This window comes from Mesorhizobium sp. M0898, from assembly GCF_040319695.1.
Taxonomy (GTDB): Bacteria; Pseudomonadota; Alphaproteobacteria; order Rhizobiales; family Rhizobiaceae; genus Mesorhizobium.
This window is the reverse complement of sequence record NZ_JAMYOE010000008.1, coordinates 147728-166943: the sequence shown is the minus strand read 5'-3', so window position 1 is coordinate 166943 and position 19216 is coordinate 147728. Positions and strand designations below refer to the sequence as shown.

Here is a 19216-nt window from a genome sequence, read left to right as displayed (position 1 = left end):
GGGGCCGCGTGGGCGGGGGCGGCGTTTATGGACGGGCGGCGGGGGGGGCGGGTGCGGAGGGTCAGGGCGTGGGCCACGGGCCGCACGCTGAAGGCCGCGATCGAGCAACTGCCGCCGATGGAATGCCCGCAGCACAAGGTGGTATCGCTGACCGGCAACATCTCGCCGGACGGCTCGGCGGCCTTCTACAACGTCATCTTCACCATGGCCGACAGGGTCAAGGCGCGTTCGTTTCCGATGCCTTTGCCGGTCATCGCTTCCTCGCCCGAGGAGCGCGAGATGCTGCTCAGCCAGCCGATGATCCAGCCGACGCTGGCGCTTGCGGCCGAGGCCGACGTCACCTTTGTCGGCATCGGCGATCTCGGCCCGAAGGCGCCGCTTTACGAGGACGGCTTTATTTCGGAGGGTGAATTAAAGGCGCTGCAGAAGGCCGGCGGCGTCGCCGAGATCGTCGGCTGGGTATTCGATCGTGACGGCCGCATGATCGAGGGCATCACCAATGATCGGGTGTCGTCGGCACCGCTGCCGTCGCGCGAAAAGTCGCTGGTGATCGCGCTTGCCATGGGCGACCGCAAGTTGCCGGGCATCTTCGCCGCCGTCAACCGGCGGCTGGTCAACGGCCTCATCACCGATGAGCGGACCGCCGCCGCCTTGCTGGCGGGCGCATGATCTCCGAGCCGCTGGCGGTCGGAAACGATCATGTGAAATCGAAACGCATCTGAATCCCCGATAAAACGAGCGTCACTACTGGTGCCGGCCGCAAGGATCGTTGCCGTCGAGAAAGCCCATGTCGCGCTGCAGATGCGGCGGCAGTTCCCGGACGTCGAGATAGGCCCGTTTCCGCGCCGCGTGCCTTGCCAATCCCCGCGCCAGCCGTGAAAACCAGCCATGGGCTGGAGCAAGAAGCAGCTTTTCCTGTATTGTGGTCATGATCGTCAGCCTTCGCTATCTCTAGGCGTAATTGATCTACAATACGGAATATCGGTAGGACCGGCCGGTGCCGCCAATCAAACGTCGATCACTGCCCATAAGGAGGGCTTATGCCGGAGCTCAATTCACGACAGCTGGTTTCGCAGCTTCCTCCGCTTCAGGCGATCCGGGTGTTCGAGGCGGTGGCGCGGCATCTCTCGTTCACCAAGGCCGCCCAGGAGCTTGGTATGACGCAGGCGGCGGCAAGCTATCAGATCAAGCTTCTGGAGGAGCGCATCGGCGCGCCCCTGTTCTTGCGCCAGCCAAAACAGATCGTGCTGACCGAACCCGGCCAGCGCCTGGCGCCCGCGGTCAGCGAGGCGTTCGCGCTGTTGAGCGGCGCCTATGCCGCCGCGCGCACCGGCGCCGACGGCTTGCTTTGCGTTTCGACGCTGCTGACATTTGCCTCCAACTGGCTGGCGCAGCATCTCGGTTCATTCCAGGTCGCGCATCCGTCGCTGGCGGTGCGCGTCGATACTTCGAACAGGGTTGTCGACTTTGCCAGAGAGGATATCGACATCGCCATCCGCTCCGGCGGCGGCAACTGGCCGGGCGTCGAGACCCATATGCTTTTCAGGGCCGATTTCACGCCGGTCCTTAGTCCAAAGCTCGCGGCAAGCATCGGCGGCGTCAAGGAGCCGGCCGACCTGCTGCGGCTGCCGATCCTCGACCCGGGTGACATCTGGTGGCGGGACTGGTTTGCCGCCGCCGGCCTGCCGGTCGAGGAGCTGGCCAAGCGTCCCGGCACCAGCATGGGCGCGCAGGCCTACGAGGCCAATGCCGCGATTGCCGGCCACGGCGTGGCGATCGTTACCAAGGCGCTGTTCAAGACCGAACTTGCCGACGGCCGCCTGATCCAGCCCTTTGATCTGGTCGGTGACGACGGCCACGCCTATTGGCTGGTCTATCCGACGGCACGACGCAACGTGCCGAAAATCCGCGCCTTCCGCGATTGGATCCTGAGCGAGATCGCTTGCCAGTAGGCTGAATCCCAGCAAGCCCGATAGCAAAGCGCCGGGCCCAATCAGCCCGGCCGAATCCTTCGTCAGGCATGCCGCAACCGTCCCAGGCTTGCCGCTGCACGAGACCCGGCGTGCTGCGCTGCAGCAACGAATCCGACTTGACATAATTCATCGCAAGTGAGTAATTGCTCACAGCCAAGGCAAATGCTCATCTTGGTTTATGGGAGGAATTTTGATGAAACTTCGCACGTTCACCCTAGGCCTGTTCTCGGCCAGCGCCCTCGCTTTCGCCGCGCATGCCGAATCCATCACCATCGCCACGGTCAACAATGGCGACATGGTCCGCATGCAGAAGCTGACCGACGACTTCACCGCCAAGAATCCCGACGTCCAGCTGCAGTGGGTCACGCTCGAGGAAAACGTCCTGCGCGAGCGCGTCACCACCGACATCGCCACCAAGGGTGGCCAGTACGACGTGATGACCATCGGCACCTATGAAGTGCCGATCTGGGCCAAGCAGAACTGGCTTTTGCCGCTCGACAAGCTCGGCGACGATTACGACGTCAAGGACATCATCCCGGCCATAGCCGGCGGCCTGTCGGTCGACGGCAAGCTCTACGCAGCCCCGTTCTACGGCGAAAGCTCCTTCGTCATGTACCGCAAGGACCTGATGGAAAAGGCCGGGCTCAAGATGCCCGATGCACCGACCTGGGACTTCATCAAGCAGGCCGCCGACAAGATGACCGACCGCGCCAACGGCGTGAACGGCGTCTGCCTGCGCGGCAAGGCCGGCTGGGGCGAGAACATGGCCTTCCTGACCGCCATGTCGAACTCGTTCGGCGCGCGTTGGTTCGACGAGACCTGGAAGCCGCAATTCGACCAGCCCGAATGGAAGAACACGCTGCAGTTCTATGTCGACCTGATGAAGGCCGACGGCCCCGAGGGCGCGTCGTCCAACGGTTTCAACGAAAACCTGGCGCTGTTCCAGCAGGGCAAATGCGGCATGTGGATCGACGCTACCGTCGCTGCCTCCTTCGTTTCCGACCCGAAGAACTCCACCGTCGCCGACAAGGTCGGCTATGCGCTGGCGCCGGACAATGGCCTCGGCAAGCGCGGCAATTGGCTGTGGGCATGGTCGCTAGCCATCCCCGCCGGCACGCAGAAGGCCGACGCCGCTCAAAAGTTCGTATCCTGGGCAACCAGCAAGCACTATGCCGAGCTCGTCGCCTCGAAGGAAGGCTGGGCCAACGTTCCGCCGGGAACGCGCTCGTCGCTCTATGCCAATCCCGAATACCAGAAGGCAGCACCTTTCGCCAAGATGACGCTGGACTCGATCAACTCCGCCGATCCGACGCACCCGACCGTCAAGCCGGTGCCTTATGTCGGCGTCCAGTTCGTCGCCATTCCTGAGTTCCAGGGTCTCGGCACCACCGTCGGCCAGCTCTTCTCGGCGGCACTTGCCGGCCAGTCGAGCGTCGACGATGCCTTGAAGCAGGCGCAGGACGCCGCCACCGCGACGATGACCGAAGGCGGTTACATCAAGTAAGCTCCTCCCGGTGCCGGTTGCCAATGGCGACCGGCAACGGCCGCCCGAATCCCAGTTCGGGCGGCCAGCTTTCACACCGCTGAAAAACTTGGCCGACCTCGAAGGGTGACCGTCATGGCTACTCAGCAGACCCGTTCGCTTGCCCGTTTCATGATGGCGCCATCCGTGGTGCTGCTGCTGGTCTGGATGATTGTGCCGCTGGCATTCACGCTGTGGTTTTCCTTCCAGCAATACAACCCGCTCAATCCGATGCGCGACGGCTTCGTCGGGTTTTCGAACTACGCGCTGTTCTATTCCAACCCGGCATTCCTGCAGTCGATCCTCAACACGCTCACCATCGTCGTCAGCGTGCTTTTGATCACGGTGATTGGCGGTATTCTGCTCGCCCTTCTGCTCGATCAGCCGATGTGGGGACAGGGCATCGTCCGCATCCTTGTCATCTCGCCGTTCTTCGTCATGCCACCGGTGGCAGCACTGGTCTGGAAGAACATGATCATGCATCCGCAGTACGGGGTTTTCGCCGATATTGCGCGCTTCTTCGGCGGGCAGCCGATCGATTGGTTCGGGCAGCACCCGCTCCTGGCGATCATCATCATCGTTGCCTGGCAATGGCTGCCGTTTGCTACGCTGATCCTGTTGACCGCGCTTCAGTCGCTCGACGTCGAGCAGAAGGAAGCCGCCGAAATGGACGGCGCCGGCTTCATCAGCCGCTTCATCTATTTGACGCTGCCTCACATGTCGCGCGCCATAACCGTCGTCATCCTGATCCAGACGATCTTCCTGCTGTCGGTCTATGCCGAGATCCTCGTCACCACCAACGGCGGCCCGGGTTACGCCTCCACCAACCTGCCCTTCCTCGTCTATCAGAAGGCATTGCTGGAGTTCAAAATCGGCCAGGCGTCCGCCGGCGGTATCATTGCCGTCATTCTCGCCAACATCGTTGCCTTCTTCGCCATGCGCGCTGTCGGCAAGAACCTGGATAAATAAGGGAGGATAAGATGGCACGTGCAGTCACCACCCAGCACAAGACGATTGCTACCGCGGCCGCCTGGATCGTCGCGCTGCTGATCTTCTTCCCGATCCTCTATACGATCATCACCTCGTTCAAGTCGGAGCAGGAGGCTATCCAGGGCTTCAACCTGTTCCCGTCGGGAACCACGGAGAGCTATTCCGAGGTCCAGGCGCAGAACGGCTATTTCAAATTCTTCCTGAACTCGGTGTTCCTGTCGGTCGGCTCGACCATCCTGGCTCTGCTCGTCGCCATACCGGCGGCATGGTCGATGGCGTTTTCGCCGGGCAAACGCACCAAGGACATCCTGATGTGGATGCTTTCCACCAAGATGATGCCGGCCGTCGCCGTGCTGTTTCCGATCTATCTGATCTTCCGCGATACCGGTCTGCTCGACAGCCGCATCGGCCTGATGGTCATGCTGATGCTGATCAACCTGCCGATCGTGGTCTGGATGCTTTACACCTATTTTCGCGAGATCCCGGGGGAGATCCTGGAAGCGGCGCGCATGGACGGCGCATCGCTCTGGAACGAGATCATCTACGTGCTGACGCCGATGGCGGTCCCCGGCATCGCCTCGACCATGCTGCTCAACATCATTCTCGCCTGGAACGAGGCGTTCTGGACGATCCGGCTGACCACCACCGAGGCCGCGCCGCTCACCGCTTTCATCAGCTCCTTCTCCAGCCCGCAGGGGCTGTTCTGGGCCAAGCTTTCGGCCGCCTCGACGCTGGCGATCGCGCCGATCCTGATCATGGGCTGGTTCAGCCAGAAGCAGCTGGTCCGAGGCCTGACATTCGGTGCGGTAAAGTAGCGGGCATCGCCTGACGCAAAACGAAAAGATAGCCCTTCGGGGGAGGAAACCATGGGAAACATCACGCTCAAGAACGTCTCCAAATCCTTCGGGGCGACGTCCATCATCCCCGGCCTCGATCTGGTCATCGAGGACGGAGAGTTCGTCGTCTTCGTCGGCCCGTCGGGCTGCGGCAAATCCACCCTGTTGCGTCTGATCGCCGGTCTCGAGGATACCAGCGGCGGCACCATCATCATCGATGGTCGCGACGTCACCGGCGAGGCGCCGGCCAAGCGCAAGCTGGCTATGGTGTTCCAGTCCTATGCGCTCTACCCGCACATGACGGTGGCCAAGAACATCGCCTTCCCGCTGAAGATGGCGGGCGAGGACCAGGCGACCATCGACAAGAAGGTGAAGGACGCCGCGCGGATCCTGAACCTCACCAACTACCTCGACCGCCGCCCCGGCCAGCTCTCCGGCGGCCAGCGGCAGCGCGTCGCCATCGGCCGCGCCATCGTGCGCCAGCCGTCGGCCTTCCTGTTCGACGAGCCTTTGTCCAATCTCGACGCGGCGCTGCGCGGCACCATGCGGCTGGAGATCAGCGAGCTGCATCACCAGCTCAAGACAACCATGGTCTACGTCACCCACGACCAGATCGAGGCGATGACCATGGCCGACAAGATCGTCGTGCTCAATGCCGGCAATATCGAGCAGGTCGGCTCGCCGATGGAGCTCTATAAGACGCCGAAGAACCTGTTCGTCGCCGGGTTCATAGGTTCGCCGAAGATGAACCTGATCGAAGGCGCGCCGGCCGCCAAATATGGCGCCAAGACAGTCGGCATCCGCCCGGAGCATATGAACATTTCGAAGACGTCAGGCGACTGGAAGGCGACGGTCGGGGTTGCCGAGCATCTCGGCTCCGACACGTTTTTGCACGTCCAGGCGGATGGTGTCGGGCAGCTGACGGTGCGTGCCGACGGCGAGTTGGCCGCCCATCATGGCGATACGATCTACCTGACGCCGGAAAAGGCCAAGCTGCATCGTTTCGGCGCCGACGGGAAGGCGATGCTGCAATGAGGCTCCGGGGTAAATCGGCGCTGATTACCGGATCGGCGCGCGGCATCGGCAGGGCGTTTGCCGAAGCCTACATGCGCGAAGGGGCGACGGTCGCGATTGGCGACATCAATCTCGAAGCCGCCGAGAAGACGGCTTCGGAAATCGGCCGCAACGCCTACGCGGTAAGCCTCGACGTCACCGATCTCGCGTCTATCGATGAGGCCGTCAAGGCGGTCGAAGCCAGGGCCGGCGGCCTCGATATCTTGATCAACAACGCTGCTTTGTTCGACCTGGCGCCGATCGTCGAGATCACCAAGACAAGCTACGACAAATTGTTTTCGGTCAACGTCGCCGGCACGCTGTTTACGTTGCAGGCCGCCGCCCGTTCGATGATTGCCCGCGGCAAGGGCGGCAAGATCATCAACATGGCAAGCCAGGCCGGGCGCCGCGGCGAGGCGCTGGTCGCCGTCTACTGCGCCACCAAGGCGGCGGTCATCTCGCTCACCCAGTCGGCAGGGCTCGACCTGATCAAACACCGCATCAACGTCAATGCCATCGCCCCGGGTGTCGTCGACGGCGAGCATTGGGACCATGTCGATGCATTGTTCGCCAAGTTCGAGAACCGGCCGAGGGGCGAGAAGAAGAGGCTGGTCGGCGAAGCCGTGCCTTATGGCCGCATGGGCACGGCGCAAGACCTCACCGGCATGGCGGTGTTCCTGGCCAGCGATGAGGCCGAGTACATCGTCGCCCAGACCTATAATGTCGATGGCGGCCAGTGGATGAGTTGAGGGGGCGAAGGCGCTCTTCCCCCCGTCTCCTCCGCGGGGGGGAAGAGCCGTCCCGCTAAAGGGTAAAAGCAGATGACCGTGAAACTCTCTTCTTCCATCCTCGCCAAGCTGCCGCCCAAGGTCGCCGGCCCGAAATATGATCGCGCCGCGCTCAAGGCCGGCATCGTGCATTTCGGCGTCGGCAATTTCCATCGCTCGCACCAGGCCGTCTATCTCGACGACCTGTTCAATTCGGGTGTCGGCCACGACTGGGCCATTGTTGGCGCCGGCGTCTTCGAGGGCGAGAAGGTCGGCCGCGGCAAGTTGCAGGAGCAGGACTGGCTGACCACCGTGGTCGAGCAGGACAGCAGCCATATGAGCGCGCGCGTCACCGGCGTCATGATCGACTTCCTGGTGCCGGGCGATGCGGCCGCAATCGTCGAGCGGCTTGCCGATCCGGCGATCAAGATCGTCTCCCTGACCATTACCGAGGGCGGCTATTTCATCGATCCGGCATCCGGCGTCTTCAATCCGACACATCCCGACATCGTTGCCGACGCTGAGCCGGGGGCGACGCCGAAGACCGTCTTCGGCCTCGTCCTCGCCGGGCTGCTGCGCCGCCGCGCCGACGGTATCGTGCCCTTCACAATCATGTCCTGCGACAACATCCCCCATAACGGCCACGTCACCTCAGATGGCGTCATCGGCCTTGCGCGGCTGATCGACGAAGGTTTAGCAAACTGGGTGAGCGAGAACGTTGCCTTTCCCAATGGCATGGTCGACCGCATCACGCCGGCCACCACCGACCGCGAGCGCGGCATTCTCTCCAGTGAGTTCGGCCTCGACGACAATTGGCCGGTGTTTTGCGAACCGTTCAAGCAATGGGTGCTGGAGGACCGTTTCACCGACGGCCGCCCGCCGCTGGAAAAGGTCGGCGTGCAGTTCGTCAGCGACGTCGCGCCCTATGAGCTGATGAAGATCCGCATCCTCAATGGCGGCCATGCGACCATCGCCTATCCGGCCGGGCTGATGGACATCCATTTCGTCCATGAGGCGATGCAGGAGCCGCTGGTACGCGGCTTCCTCGACAAGCTCGAGCATGACGAAATCATCCCGACCGTGCCGCCGGTTCCGGACACCGACCTCGAAGATTACTACCAGCTCATCGAGCACCGCTTCTCCAATCCGAAGATCGGCGACACCATACGCCGGCTTTGCCTCGACGGCTCCAACCGCCAGCCGAAATTCATCATCCCGACCATCACCGACCGGCTGAAGGCTGGCAAAAGTGTCACCGGCCTTGCGCTGGAATCGGCGCTCTGGTGTCGCTACTGCTTCGGCACGACGGATTCCGGTGCCGTCACCGAGCCCAACGACCCGAACTGGGGCCGGTTGCAGGCGACGGCCAAGGCGGCCAGGGACATGCCTGCCGCCTGGCTTGCCATGGAGGACATCTATGGCGATGTCGGCCGCTCGCCGCCGTTCGCTGAAGCCTTCGGCCAAGCGCTGAGACTGCTGTGGGCGGACGGCGCGCGCGCGACACTGACGCGCTATCTCGCCGGCGACCTCTGAAGCCGATCCAGCGCGATGACGCCTGAACTGGTCATTTTCGACTGTGACGGCGTGCTGGTGGACAGTGAGATGCTGTCCGTCTCGGCATTGCTGAAGATGATCGCGCTTGCCGGTGGCAACGTCAGCGAGGACATTGCCTACGAGCACTTCCTCGGCAAGAGCATGAAGAGCGTCCGCGAAATCCTCGCAAGCGACTTCGGGCTCGATCTCACCGAGCAGCATCTGACCGAGATGCGCTCCGAACTGATGCGCAGATTCCGCGATGAGCTGAAACCGATGCCAGGTATCGCACAGGTCCTGCCGAGGCTCGGCGTACCGTGCTGCGTCGCCTCCTCCGGCACCCTGGAACGCATCCGCTATGCGCTCGACGTCACCGGGTTGCTTGGGCTGCTGGAGCCGCATTTGTTCAGCGCCGCCATGGTGGCGCGGGGCAAACCGGCGCCCGATCTCTTTCTCCATGCAGCAGATAAAATGAGAGCGGCCCCGCGAAACTGCCTCGTCGTCGAGGACAGCCCGGCCGGCATCGAAGCGGCGCGGGCGGCCGGCATGCGCGTCCTTGCCTTCACCGGCGGCTCGCACACCGGCAACCCGGCATTGAAAGCGCGGCTTGCGTCGAGTGAGCCGGACTTTATATTCGCTGACATGCTGCAATTGCCCGATCTGATTGCAGGCCTGGGAGCGAGAGCAAGAACACCTTGACCAACAGTTTCGTTTGCGCGGTCGATGTCGGCACCGGAAGCGCTCGTGCCGGCATTCTCGACACCGGTGGCGCCTTGCTCGGCCGCGCCGAGCACCCGATCGCCATGCAACAGCCGAAGGCCGATCATGCCGAGCACGATTCGCAGGATATATGGTCGGCGGTGTGCATGGCCGTCCGCGCTGCCCGCGAAAAGGCGGGCGTGCGGGCCGAGGATATCGTCGGCATCTCCTTTGATGCCACCTGCTCGCTGGTGGTGCGAGACCGGCATGGCGGCCAGCTCAGCGTGTCCGTCACTGGTGAAAGGCGCTGGGACACCATTGTCTGGCTCGACCACCGCGCAATTGCCGAGGCCGACGAATGCACTGAAAGCGGCCACGCTGTGCTCGACTATATCGGCGGCGTCATGTCGCCGGAAATGGAGACGCCGAAGCTGATGTGGCTGAAGCGCAACCTGCCCGGAACATGGAACGAAGCCGGCTATCTATTCGACCTCACCGACTTCCTCACCTGGAAGGCAAGCGGCTCGCTCTCCCGTTCACAATGCACGCTGACCGCCAAATGGACCTATCTAGCCCATGAAGCGACCGGCTGGCGGCGCGACTTCTTCGAAGCCGTCGGGCTCGGCGATATCTTTGAGCACGGCAACCTGCCGGAAAAGGCAAGCCCGGTCGGTGCCGATATCGGCCCGCTCGGCGCGCAAGCCGCGACGGAGCTTGGCCTCACCGAAAAATGCCGGGTCGGCGCCGGCGTCATCGATGCCTATGCCGGCGCGCTTGGCGTGCTCGGCGGTTTCGCCGGTGACGCAACGAACATCGGTCGCCATCTGGCCCTGATTGCCGGTACGTCGAGCTGCGTCATGGCGATGTCGACCGATCCGCAGCCTTTCGCCGGTGTCTGGGGCCCATATTATGGCGCAGCCCTTCCCGGCCTGTGGCTGTCGGAAGGTGGCCAGTCGGCCACCGGCGCGCTGCTCGACCACATCATCCGCTGGCATGGCGCTGGCGGCGAGCCGGATGCCGCCATGCATGCCAGAATTGCCCGCCGCGTCGCCGAGCTGCGCGCCGCCGAGGGCGACAACCTCGCCGCAAGGCTGCACGTACTGCCCGATTTTCACGGCAACCGCTCCCCGCTCGCCGACCCGCATGCCGTCGGCGTCATCAGCGGGCTGACGCTGGATGCCTCCTTCGACAGTCTGTGCAAGCTCTACTGGCGCACCGCCGTCAGCGTCGCGCTTGGCGTCCGTCATGTGCTGGAAGCGCTGAACGAGAACGGCTATCTGATCGACACGCTGCACGTCACCGGCGGCCACACCAAGAACCCGCTGTTGATGGAGCTCTATGCCGATGCCACCGGCTGCACGGTGGTCGAGCCGCTGGCGGACGAGGCGGTGCTGCTCGGCACCGGCATGATTGCCGCCACCGCGGCCAGGCTTTTTCCCGATTTGAACGCTGCCTGCGTCGCCATGCAACAGGGCGGCAGGACGCGAGAGCCCAATCCGGCTGCCGCCGGCCGGTTCGATCGCGACTACCGCGTGTTTCTCGAAATGCACAGGCAAAGGCAGGCGCTGGACGCGATCCGATAAATCGGATCGGTTGCTATCTCTGGTTCCAGCGCCGGATGACCGGCTCGTCAAGGTCGTGCTCATAACCGAGCACGCTTATGCTGGCGGTATCCAGCACGAAAAACGCGCCGGCTTGCGGCGGCAGGCCGAGCCAGCGTGCGGCCAGCACTCTAAGGAAATGCGAGCTTGAGAAGACCAGGACATTGCTGCCGACCTCGCGCAACCGGCTGACGATCCGGTCCGCCCTCGAGCCGACATCCGTGGCGGACTCGCCGCTCGGGCAGCCGTCGCGAAAAAGACGCCAGCCGGGGCGCTCGGCGAGGATTTGCTTGGTGGTCAATCCCTCATAGGCACCATAATCCCACTCCGCCAGATCGTCCTTCTTCACGCCTGACGAGCCGAAGCCGGCCAGCGCACAGGTGTTGAAGGCGCGCTGCGACGGGCTCGACCACACCGCCGAGAAGGACAGGCCCTTGAGCCGCTCAGCGATCCGCCTTGCCGCTTCCTCGCCGACCGGCGTCAGCGGTATGTCGGTTCGGCCGGTATGTTTTCCGGACGCACTCCATTCCGTCTCGCCATGCCGAACCAGATAGATTTCGGGAAACGTGCTCATCAGGCTGCCTTTCAAATGGATCTGCCGCGACCATAGCGGCTTCCATAGCCTCTCCAACAGCCTGCATGGAGCTGACTGGCTTAACCCTTCCGCAAGTCAGCCTCTTGCCACCGGTGCCTATTTCATAGACAAACTCGCCGTAATGCGGAATCCGGCCGATCATGGCCGTTTCCGCGCTGATACGCGGCTTCCGGCTTTTGCCGACGTGCCGCAATCGGATAGGCGGAAAACTAGAATGTCTGCGATCGAAGCCGACGCTCGCGCGCCGGAAAACCTTTGGCGTCGGGAAATCAGGGCGATGCTGGCGCTCGCCTGGCCGATGGTGCTGACCAATCTCGGCCAGACCGCGATGACCGCTACCGACGTCATGATGATGGGACGGCTGGGGCCGGACACGCTGGCCAGTGGTGCGCTTGGTGCCAACCTCTACTTCATGCCGCTCATCTTCGGGCTCGGCCTGATGCTGGCGACCTCGCCGATGATGGCGACCGAGCTCGGCCGCCGTCGGCACTCGGTGCGCGACCTGCGCCGCACCGTGCGCCAGGGTCTGTGGCTGGCGATCCTCATTTGCATTCCGGTATGGGCCCTTCTCTGGCACGGCGAGAGCGTGTTGCTGGCCATGGGTCAGGAACCGGCGTTGGCGCACCAGGCCGGCATCTATCTGCGCTGGCTCGAATGGGCGGTGCTGCCCTTTTTCGGCTACATCGTCCTGCGCTCGTTCATTTCGGCGCTGGAGCGGCCGGGCTGGGCACTGATCATCGTTTTCGTTGCCGTCGCCTGCAATGCCTTCTTCAACTGGCTGTTCATGTTCGGCAATCTCGGCATCCCTTCGATGGGCATCGCCGGCTCCGGCCTTGCCACCACTCTGTCCAGCACGCTGATGTTCGCCGGCATGGCGATGGTGGTGATGCTTGAGAAGAAGTTCCGGCGCTATCGTCTGTTCGGACGCTTCTGGCGCGCCGACTGGCCGCGCTTCAAGGGCCTGCTGCGGCTCGGCCTGCCGATCGCCGGCCTGCTGGCGTTCGAGGTGACGATCTTCAACGCGGCCGCCTTTCTCATGGGCCTGATCGATGCGGCTTCGCTTGCCGCCCATGCGATCGCCATCCAGATCGCCTCGGTCACCTTTATGGTGCCGCTCGGCCTCAACCAGGCGGTGACGGTGCGCGTCGGACTTGCCCACGGCGCCGGCAATCCGGAAGGTGTCAGCCGGGCTGGCTGGACCGCCTATGTCGTCGGTGTCTCCTTCATGGCGCTGATGGGGCTGGTGATGATCCTGTGGCCGCATCTCTTGATCGGCGCCTTCATCGATCTGGGCAATCCGGCTAATGCCGAGGTGGTGGCGCTTGCCGTCTCGTTCCTCGCCTTTGCTGCGCTGTTCCAGGTTTTTGACGGTGCGCAGGCGGTCGCCAGCGGCATGCTGCGCGGCCTGCACGACACCAAGGTGCCGATGATCTATGCCGCGATCGGCTATTGGGGCATCGGGCTGCCGCTCGGCGTGCTGCTGGCCTTTCGTTTCGGCTTCAACGGCGTCGGCATCTGGATCGGCCTGTCGTCGGGACTGGCGGTGGTTGCGGCACTCCTGCTGGTGCGCTGGCTGCGGCGTGACAGGATCGCGCCGCCGCTGGTATTCGGGCGTTGAATTGCTGGTCGCCCGCTCAGCGGGCCGCCGCCCGCTGCTCGAGCGAACGTGCGTATTGCGTCAGCGGAAAGCACATGACGAAGAAGATCAGCGCTACCAGCCCATAGACTTTGAACGGTTCGAAGGTCGCATTGTTGATCGCGTTGGATGTCCTCACCAGCTCCTCGAAACCGATGATCGAGGTCAGCGCGGTCGACTTGATCAGCTGCACCAGGAAGCCGACGGTCGGTGCGCGGGTGATCGAAAACGCCTGCGGCAGGATGATCAGCCGGAGTTCATGCAGATAGTGCAGGCCGAGGCTGGCGCCGGCGTCCCACTGGCCGCGCGGCAGCGCATCGACGCCGCCGCGCCAGATCTCGGCGAGATAGGCGCTGGCGAAGAAGGTCAGGCCAAGCACCGCCGCGGTCCACGGCTCGATGCGCAGGCCCAGCATCGGCAAGCCGAAGAACATCAGGAAGAGCTGCATCAGCAGCGGCGTGCCCTGGAAAAGCGCGATGTAGCCGGAGGCAAACCGGCGCGCCCATTTATTCTTGGCGATCCGGAAGAACAGCACGATCATGCCGACCACGGCCCCGCCGACAAACGCGGCCAGCGACAAGAGCACCGTCCAGCGCGCCGCCAGCAGCAGGTTGCGCAGAATGTCCCAGAAGGTGAATTCGATCATGACACGCCGGCTCCGAGAAGCCGGCGGCCGCCGCCGACCAGCAGCCGGCGCAGCCCAATCGACAGGGCGAGGTAGACCATCGTCACCACGAAATAGGTCTCGAAAGCCCGGAACGTGCGCGCCTGCAGCATGTCGGCTTCATAGGTCAGCTCGCGAACGGCGATCTGCGATACCACGGCGGATTCCAGCATCATGATGACGATCTGGCTGGTCAGCGCCGGATAGATCACCTTGAGCGCCTGCGGCAGCACGATCTTGATGAAGACCTGGCGCGGCCTGAGCCCAAGCGCCAGTGCCGCTTCCGTCTGCCCGGGCGGCACCGCGTCGAGCCCGGCGCCAACGATCTCGATCGTGTAGGCGGCCATGTTGAGCGTCATCGCCAACATGGCTGCCAGCACCGGATCGAGCCTGACGCCGATGCTGGGCAGCCCGAAGAAGATGAAGAACAGCTGCACCAGGAACGGCGTGTTGCGGATCATCTCGACATAGACGCCGATCGCCCGCTTGAGCAGCAGCGGACCGTTCCGCCGCCCTGCCGCGCCGAGGATGCTGAGCAACGTTCCCGCCAGCGTGGTGACAGTGATCAGCAGGATCGTCGTGGCCGCGCCGCGCGCGATCGCCCCTGTTGCCCCGGCAAGCCAGCCGAAGTCGAGGCTATAGGTCACTGGCCGTCAATCCTTGAGATTGGCGGGATCGAGCGGTGTCTTCAGCCAGGCCTTCGAGCTTTCGTCCAGTTTGCCGTCGGCCAGCATCTTGGCGACCGCATCGTTGACCGCTTGCTTGAGGCGGTCTTCCTTCTTGTTGAGGCCGATATGCGAGGGCGAGGTGAGAAGCTGGAATTTCTGCTCCGGCTTCAGTTCCTCCTGCCGGGCGAGCACCTGGGCGCCGACATCGTTGCCGACCACCATCAGTTGGGTCTGGCCCGAGATGAAAGCCTGGATGACGGAATTATAGTTGTCGAAACGGCGGATGTCGGCCGAGGCGGGTGCCGCCTCGGTCAGCGAGGTGTCCTCCAGCGTGCCGCGATTGACGGCGATCGACTTGTCGGCAAGGTCTTCCTTGCCTTTGACCGAGAGTGCTGCCGGGCCGATGACGGCGATGTAGTAGGGTGCGTAGGCGGCGGCGAAATCGATTACCTGCTCTCGCTCCTTGGAGTAGCCGACGCTCATCAGCAGGTCGACGCGCTTGTCGGTCAGGTACGGAATGCGGTTCTGGCCGGTCACGCTGACCAGATTGAGCTTGACCTTGAGCTGGTCGGCGATGGATTGCGCCACGTCGATGTCGTAGCCCTTGATGCTCATGTCGGCGCTGGCCGAGGAGAAGGGCGGGAAGTCGGAAAAGATGCCGACATTGATGGCGCCGGCCTTGGCGATGTCGTCGATCGCGTCGGCATTGACGGCCTGCGTGGTGAAAGCAAAACCGGTCGCGCCGAGCATCAGCACGGCGGCGATGGACGATTTGAGTTTCATGTGAAGTGTCATTGTCATTCCCCTGCTGGAAGCTTGTTTGTTTTGAGTGCAACCGCCGGCTCCAGCGCGGCGGTCGCCTTTGGATTCTCTGGTGGACCATGATCTTCTCCGAAAACCGGTTCCCACTTTCGGGATCATGGTCGAGCGTGTCAGCCCGCCTTGCCGGTGATTGCCGGGCTGAAGACCATCAGGCTGAGGATCTCGAACAGCACCTGCGCGCCGGCGTGCGCCGTGTTGGTGGTCGCGTCGTACTGCGGTGCCACCTCGACCACGTCGCCGCCGACGATGTTGAGTCCCTTCAGGCCGCGCAGCAGCTCGAGCACTTCGCGCGTCGTCAGCCCGCCGACTTCCGGTGTGCCGGTGCCCGGCGCGAAGGCCGGATCGATGCTGTCAATGTCGAAGGAGACATAGGTCGGGCCGTCGCCGACTATCCTGCGCGCCTTCTCGATAATGGCGGGAATGCCGAGGCCGGTCACCTCTTCGGCATGCACGACGGTCATGCCGGACTCATAGGTGAACTCCCACAGATATTCGGCCGAGCCGCGAATGCCGATCTGGATGGTGCGGCTCGGGTCGAGCACGCCGTCCAGCACCGCGTTGCGGAACGGCCCGCCATGGTGGAACTTGGTCATGTCGAACAGGCCGCTGGTATCGCAATGAGCGTCGATATGGATCATGCCCACCGGCGCCTTCTTGCCGACCGCCTTCAGGATCGGGTGGCTGATCGAATGGTCGCCGCCGACAGACAAGGGCAGGACGCCGGCGTCGACGATCTGGTTGGTGCGGCGTTCGATGTCGTCATGGCTGGTCTCCAGCCGGTAGCGGCTCTGGAACGGCACGTCGCCGATGTCGGCGACCTTCAGCTCATGCGTCGGTGCGCATTCCAGCACATGATTGTAGGGGCCGATGCGCTCGATGGCGCGCAACGCCCTTGGCCCGAAACGGGCGCCCGGCCGGTTGGTGACGCCCAGATCCATCGGCACACCGATCATCGCCACCTGCAGATCGCCGAAATCCGGATTGTCGGCGGCGATTTCACGATAGGGCGCCGCGAGGAAGGTCGGGATGCCGGAATAGGGCGCCAGTCGCGTGCCGGTCTTGGAGAAGATCTTGTCGGCGACACGCTGGAATTTCGGGTCGAACATTTCGCCGCCATGGCTCTCGCCGTATTTGCGGCGCAACGCTTCGAGCTTGCCGCGGTCGTAACCCATGTCGGTCCTCCATGGCTGGTGCGGCGCGCGGGCGGCGGCCTCGATAGCCGCAGCCGCCGGCTGCCTGCAGATTTCACGTGTTGATGCAATGCCTGGGCAAAGTGTCCCGTAGCTGCATTGAAAAATCAATTGATATTGTTAGCGTGTTATCTGTGAGAAAATCTCACAGAACCTAGGGTCCAAATGGCCAAGCGTTTGCCACCGCTCAACCCGCTGCGCGCCTTCGAGGCGACGGCGCGCCACGCCTCGCTGAGCAAGGCGGCGGCTGAGCTCAACGTCACCCACGGCGCCATCAGCCATCAGATCAAGGCGCTCGAGCAATCGTTGGGTGTCAAGCTGTTCGAGCGTGCCGGTCAGCGGGTGAAGCTGACGCCGCACGGCGCCGAGTTGCTGCCGGCGGTGTCAACCGCCTTCGACGGCATTGCCGCCGCCACGCAGCGCATGACGAGACCGGCCAGCACCGGCGTTCTCTCTGTATCCTGCGTGCCGGCGCTACTGTTGCTGTGGATGATCCCGCGGCTGGGCAGCTTCACCTCGCAATATCCGGATATCAGGCTGACGCTGATCCCATCCAATGATGCCAAGGACGTCCGCGCACCGCACATCGATGTCTGCGTGCACTATGGTGACGGCAGCTGGACCGACTGCTGGATGCGCAAATGGTCGGGCCTCGAACTGTTCCCGGTGGTCAGCCCGACGCTGATCAACAACCGCCCGATCCGCACCGTCCGCGACCTCGCCGATCACGTCTTCCTGCATGGCGACGACGGCCGCGAATGGCATACCTGGCTGGCCGCCGCCGACGCGCTGGACCTCGAGCGCGGCCGTCGCCATCATCTCGGCGATGCGCGGATGGCGACCGAGGCCGCGGTTCACGGCCATGGCGTGGCGCTCGGCGATACGGTGACGGCAAGCGGACTGCTCGCCAGGGGCCTGCTTGTCGCCCCGTTCAGTCTTTCCGTGCCGGCCGTCGACGATTTCTACGTCGTCTGCCGCAACGAGATGCGGTCGGCGCCGATCGTGCAATTGTTCATCGACTGGCTGTTTGCCGAGAAAGAACAGGCCGACCGCCGCGCTGACGCACCGGTGGCAGGCCGCATCGGCATTCGCCGCAAGCGTCCGGCGCTCAAGGTGGTCGGCGCCAAGACCGCATCCTGAGGCCGAAACTGCCGTAGGCGCCGCTTGCAGCAGGGGCTTCTTTTTGTCGGGCCAGCCCGCAAAGCGGGAGGCGCGTTCAAAAATTCGATGCTAAGAGGCATTTGGAGCAATTCCAGGAAAAGTGCGCAGCGGTTTTCCGTCCGGAATTGCGCTAGACAAAAGCTAGAGCGAGCAACGAAGGCGCATTAAGCGATGGCAAAGACCGATATAGCGCGGCGCGTCTACAATCACACCTGGAAGCTCGACCCGATCGTCCGCAGCTTGCTCGACACCGATTTCTACAAGCTTCTGATGCTGCAGATGATCTGGGGCATGTATCCCAAGGTCGACGCCACCTTCTCGCTGATCAACCGCACCACCTCGGTCCGCCTTGCCGAGGAGATCGATGAGACGGAGCTGCGCGAGCAGCTCGACCATGCCCGCACCTTGCGCTTCTCTAAGAAAGAGATGATCTGGCTCGGCGGCAACACCTTCTATGGCCGCAAGCAGATATTCGAACCGGAATTCCTCGCCTGGCTGGAAAATTTCCGGCTGCCCGAATACGAGCTTTCCAAGCGCGACGGCCAATACGAACTCGCCTTCAGCGGTCCGTGGATGTACACGACGCTGTGGGAGATCCCGGCGCTGGCAATTATCAATGAACTTCGATCTCGCGCGGCCATGCGGGCGTTCGGGCCGTTCGCGCTCGACGTGCTCTATGCCCGCGCCAAGGCCAAGATGTGGGCCAAGACCGAGCGGCTGAAGGCGCTGCCCGGCATCCGCATCTCGGATTTCGGCACCCGCCGCCGTCATTCTTTCCTGTGGCAGCGCTGGTGCGTCGAAGCGTTGAAGGAGGGCATCGGCGAGGCCTTCACTGGCACCTCCAACGTGCTGCTCGCCATGGACAACGATCTCGAGGCGCTCGGCACCAACGCGCATGAGCTGCCGATGGTGTTCGCCGCGCTCACCAATTCGGAAAAGGAATTGAAACGGTCGCCCTACAACGTGCTGCAGGACTGGCAGCGCTACTACGGCGGCAACCTGCTGATCGTACTGCCGGACACCTTCGGCACCGCGGCGTTCCTGCGCGATGCACCGGACTGGGTCGCCGACTGGACCGGCTTCCGCCCCGACAGCGCGCCGCCGATCGAAGGCGGCGAGAAAATCATTTCCTGGTGGCGCGAAAAGGGCAAGGACCCCAAGCAGAAGCTGCTCATCTTCTCGGATGGGCTGGAGGTCGAGACCATCGAGGAAACCTATCGCCATTTCCGCGGCAAGGTGCGCATGTCCTTCGGCTGGGGCACCAACCTGACCAACGATTTCGAGGGCTGCGCGCCGACCGAGACCAACCGGCTAGACGCCATCTCGCTGGTCTGCAAGGTCACCGAAGCCAACGGCAGGCCGGCGGTCAAGCTTTCCGACAATCCGGCCAAGTCGACAGGCGACGAGAAAGAGATCGAGCGCTATTTGCGCATCTTCGGCCAGAAGGACCGCGTGGAGCAGTTGGTGAAGGTGTGAAGTAGGGGAACTCTTGCGTAGTATGAGTTC

Annotated in this window: 19 protein-coding genes; 13 read left to right on the top strand and 6 right to left on the bottom strand. The window is 63.3% G+C overall.

Features of this window, described 5'->3' with window-relative positions:
- Positions 1-669 (top strand): sugar-binding transcriptional regulator (locus NKH90_RS12745; protein ID WP_352819626.1); only part of this gene is annotated, 669 nt, incomplete at its 5' end.
- A gap of 75 nt (positions 670-744) precedes the next feature.
- Here the strand turns inward: NKH90_RS12745 and NKH90_RS12740 are convergent.
- Positions 745-930: a hypothetical protein gene (locus NKH90_RS12740; protein WP_254815832.1), complete on the bottom strand. Its 186-nt coding sequence runs from the start codon at positions 928-930 to the stop codon at positions 745-747.
- A gap of 110 nt (positions 931-1040) precedes the next feature.
- On the opposite strand from NKH90_RS12740, the gene gcvA (NKH90_RS12735) reads away from it, so the two are divergent.
- The 9 genes from gcvA (NKH90_RS12735) to NKH90_RS12695 all read left to right on the top strand — a co-directional run bounded on the left by gcvA (NKH90_RS12735) (position 1041) and on the right by NKH90_RS12695 (position 10956).
- Positions 1041-1952, top strand: a complete 912-nt coding sequence (gene gcvA, locus NKH90_RS12735; RefSeq protein ID WP_352578172.1) for a transcriptional regulator GcvA — start codon at positions 1041-1043, stop codon at positions 1950-1952.
- A gap of 214 nt (positions 1953-2166) precedes the next feature.
- Positions 2167-3477 carry an ABC transporter substrate-binding protein gene (locus NKH90_RS12730; RefSeq protein WP_352819624.1) on the top strand — a complete coding sequence of 437 codons (1311 nt, stop codon included), beginning with the start codon at positions 2167-2169 and terminating at the stop codon, positions 3475-3477.
- Positions 3478-3591: 114 nt separating this feature from the next.
- Entirely contained in the window at positions 3592-4464 is an 873-nt protein-coding gene (locus NKH90_RS12725; RefSeq protein WP_023676993.1) for a carbohydrate ABC transporter permease, read from the top strand.
- A gap of 11 nt (positions 4465-4475) precedes the next feature.
- The gene (locus tag NKH90_RS12720) at positions 4476-5300 is read left to right on the top strand and encodes a carbohydrate ABC transporter permease (protein WP_023676992.1); all 825 of its coding nucleotides are present in this window, start codon (positions 4476-4478) and stop codon (positions 5298-5300) included.
- 51 nt (positions 5301-5351) lie between these two features.
- A complete protein-coding gene (locus NKH90_RS12715) occupies positions 5352-6356 on the top strand; it encodes an ABC transporter ATP-binding protein (RefSeq protein WP_023676991.1) in 1005 nt (334 codons plus the stop codon).
- The gene (locus tag NKH90_RS12710) at positions 6353-7123 is read left to right on the top strand and encodes an L-iditol 2-dehydrogenase (protein WP_352819622.1); all 771 of its coding nucleotides are present in this window, start codon (positions 6353-6355) and stop codon (positions 7121-7123) included. Before NKH90_RS12715 ends, NKH90_RS12710 begins: the two co-directional genes overlap by 4 nt.
- Positions 7124-7195: 72 nt before the next feature.
- Positions 7196-8674, top strand: a complete 1479-nt coding sequence (locus tag NKH90_RS12705) for a mannitol dehydrogenase family protein (RefSeq protein WP_352819620.1) — start codon at positions 7196-7198, stop codon at positions 8672-8674.
- 15 nt (positions 8675-8689) lie between these two features.
- Complete coding sequence (locus tag NKH90_RS12700; RefSeq protein ID WP_352814020.1) at positions 8690-9373, top strand: HAD family hydrolase; 684 nt, start codon at positions 8690-8692, stop codon at positions 9371-9373.
- Positions 9370-10956: an FGGY-family carbohydrate kinase gene (locus NKH90_RS12695; RefSeq protein WP_352769565.1), complete on the top strand. Its 1587-nt coding sequence runs from the start codon at positions 9370-9372 to the stop codon at positions 10954-10956. The genes NKH90_RS12700 and NKH90_RS12695 overlap by 4 nt, the downstream gene beginning before the upstream one ends.
- A 13-nt stretch (positions 10957-10969) precedes the next feature.
- Here the strand turns inward: NKH90_RS12695 and NKH90_RS12690 are convergent, their stop codons facing one another.
- Entirely contained in the window at positions 10970-11551 is a 582-nt protein-coding gene (locus NKH90_RS12690; protein WP_352615148.1) for a histidine phosphatase family protein, read from the bottom strand.
- Positions 11552-11783: 232 nt separating this feature from the next.
- Here NKH90_RS12690 and NKH90_RS12685 point away from each other — a divergent pair, with 232 nt between their 5' ends.
- Positions 11784-13187: an MATE family efflux transporter gene (locus NKH90_RS12685; RefSeq protein WP_352819618.1), complete on the top strand. Its 1404-nt coding sequence runs from the start codon at positions 11784-11786 to the stop codon at positions 13185-13187.
- A 16-nt stretch (positions 13188-13203) separates the two neighbouring features.
- Here the strand turns inward: NKH90_RS12685 and NKH90_RS12680 are convergent, their stop codons facing one another.
- The 4 genes from NKH90_RS12680 to speB form a co-directional block, all read right to left on the bottom strand.
- Positions 13204-13851 (bottom strand): amino acid ABC transporter permease, encoded by a 648-nt coding sequence (locus NKH90_RS12680; RefSeq protein WP_352539924.1) that lies wholly within the window; start codon positions 13849-13851, stop codon positions 13204-13206.
- Positions 13848-14516: an amino acid ABC transporter permease gene (locus NKH90_RS12675; RefSeq protein ID WP_352819616.1), complete on the bottom strand. Its 669-nt coding sequence runs from the start codon at positions 14514-14516 to the stop codon at positions 13848-13850. The genes NKH90_RS12680 and NKH90_RS12675 overlap by 4 nt, the downstream gene beginning before the upstream one ends.
- Positions 14517-14522: 6 nt before the next feature.
- Positions 14523-15332 carry a transporter substrate-binding domain-containing protein gene (locus NKH90_RS12670; protein ID WP_352472382.1) on the bottom strand — a complete coding sequence of 270 codons (810 nt, stop codon included), beginning with the start codon at positions 15330-15332 and terminating at the stop codon, positions 14523-14525.
- Between the two features lie 137 nt (positions 15333-15469).
- A complete protein-coding gene (gene speB / locus NKH90_RS12665) occupies positions 15470-16531 on the bottom strand; it encodes an agmatinase (RefSeq protein WP_352449470.1) in 1062 nt (353 codons plus the stop codon).
- Positions 16532-16714: 183 nt separating this feature from the next.
- On the opposite strand from speB, the gene gcvA (NKH90_RS12660) reads away from it, so the two are divergent.
- Positions 16715-17689, top strand: coding sequence for a transcriptional regulator GcvA (gene gcvA / locus NKH90_RS12660; RefSeq protein ID WP_023676980.1), 975 nt, complete (start codon positions 16715-16717; stop codon positions 17687-17689).
- Positions 17690-17881: 192 nt separating this feature from the next.
- On the top strand, positions 17882-19186 hold the full coding sequence (pncB, locus tag NKH90_RS12655; RefSeq protein WP_352472380.1) for a nicotinate phosphoribosyltransferase: 1305 nt from the start codon (positions 17882-17884) through the stop codon (positions 19184-19186).
- Positions 19187-19216 lie beyond the last annotated feature (30 nt).

What these genes read in the sequence shown, in the direction of transcription:
- NKH90_RS12740 (WP_254815832.1), bottom strand. Translation starts at nt 930, where the DNA reads ATGACCACAATACAGGAAAAGCTGCTTCTTGCTCCAGCCCATGGCTGG.
- gcvA (WP_352578172.1), top strand. Translation starts at nt 1,041, where the DNA reads ATGCCGGAGCTCAATTCACGACAGCTGGTTTCGCAGCTTCCTCCGCTT.
- NKH90_RS12730 (WP_352819624.1), top strand. Translation starts at nt 2,167, where the DNA reads ATGAAACTTCGCACGTTCACCCTAGGCCTGTTCTCGGCCAGCGCCCTC.
- NKH90_RS12725 (WP_023676993.1), top strand. Translation starts at nt 3,592, where the DNA reads ATGGCTACTCAGCAGACCCGTTCGCTTGCCCGTTTCATGATGGCGCCA.
- NKH90_RS12720 (WP_023676992.1), top strand. Translation starts at nt 4,476, where the DNA reads ATGGCACGTGCAGTCACCACCCAGCACAAGACGATTGCTACCGCGGCC.
- NKH90_RS12715 (WP_023676991.1), top strand. Translation starts at nt 5,352, where the DNA reads ATGGGAAACATCACGCTCAAGAACGTCTCCAAATCCTTCGGGGCGACG.
- NKH90_RS12710 (WP_352819622.1), top strand. Translation starts at nt 6,353, where the DNA reads ATGAGGCTCCGGGGTAAATCGGCGCTGATTACCGGATCGGCGCGCGGC.
- NKH90_RS12705 (WP_352819620.1), top strand. Translation starts at nt 7,196, where the DNA reads ATGACCGTGAAACTCTCTTCTTCCATCCTCGCCAAGCTGCCGCCCAAG.
- NKH90_RS12700 (WP_352814020.1), top strand. Translation starts at nt 8,690, where the DNA reads ATGACGCCTGAACTGGTCATTTTCGACTGTGACGGCGTGCTGGTGGAC.
- NKH90_RS12685 (WP_352819618.1), top strand. Translation starts at nt 11,784, where the DNA reads ATGTCTGCGATCGAAGCCGACGCTCGCGCGCCGGAAAACCTTTGGCGT.
- NKH90_RS12680 (WP_352539924.1), bottom strand. Translation starts at nt 13,851, where the DNA reads ATGATCGAATTCACCTTCTGGGACATTCTGCGCAACCTGCTGCTGGCG.
- NKH90_RS12670 (WP_352472382.1), bottom strand. Translation starts at nt 15,332, where the DNA reads ATGACACTTCACATGAAACTCAAATCGTCCATCGCCGCCGTGCTGATG.
- speB (WP_352449470.1), bottom strand. Translation starts at nt 16,531, where the DNA reads ATGGGTTACGACCGCGGCAAGCTCGAAGCGTTGCGCCGCAAATACGGC.
- gcvA (WP_023676980.1), top strand. Translation starts at nt 16,715, where the DNA reads ATGGCCAAGCGTTTGCCACCGCTCAACCCGCTGCGCGCCTTCGAGGCG.
- pncB (WP_352472380.1), top strand. Translation starts at nt 17,882, where the DNA reads ATGGCAAAGACCGATATAGCGCGGCGCGTCTACAATCACACCTGGAAG.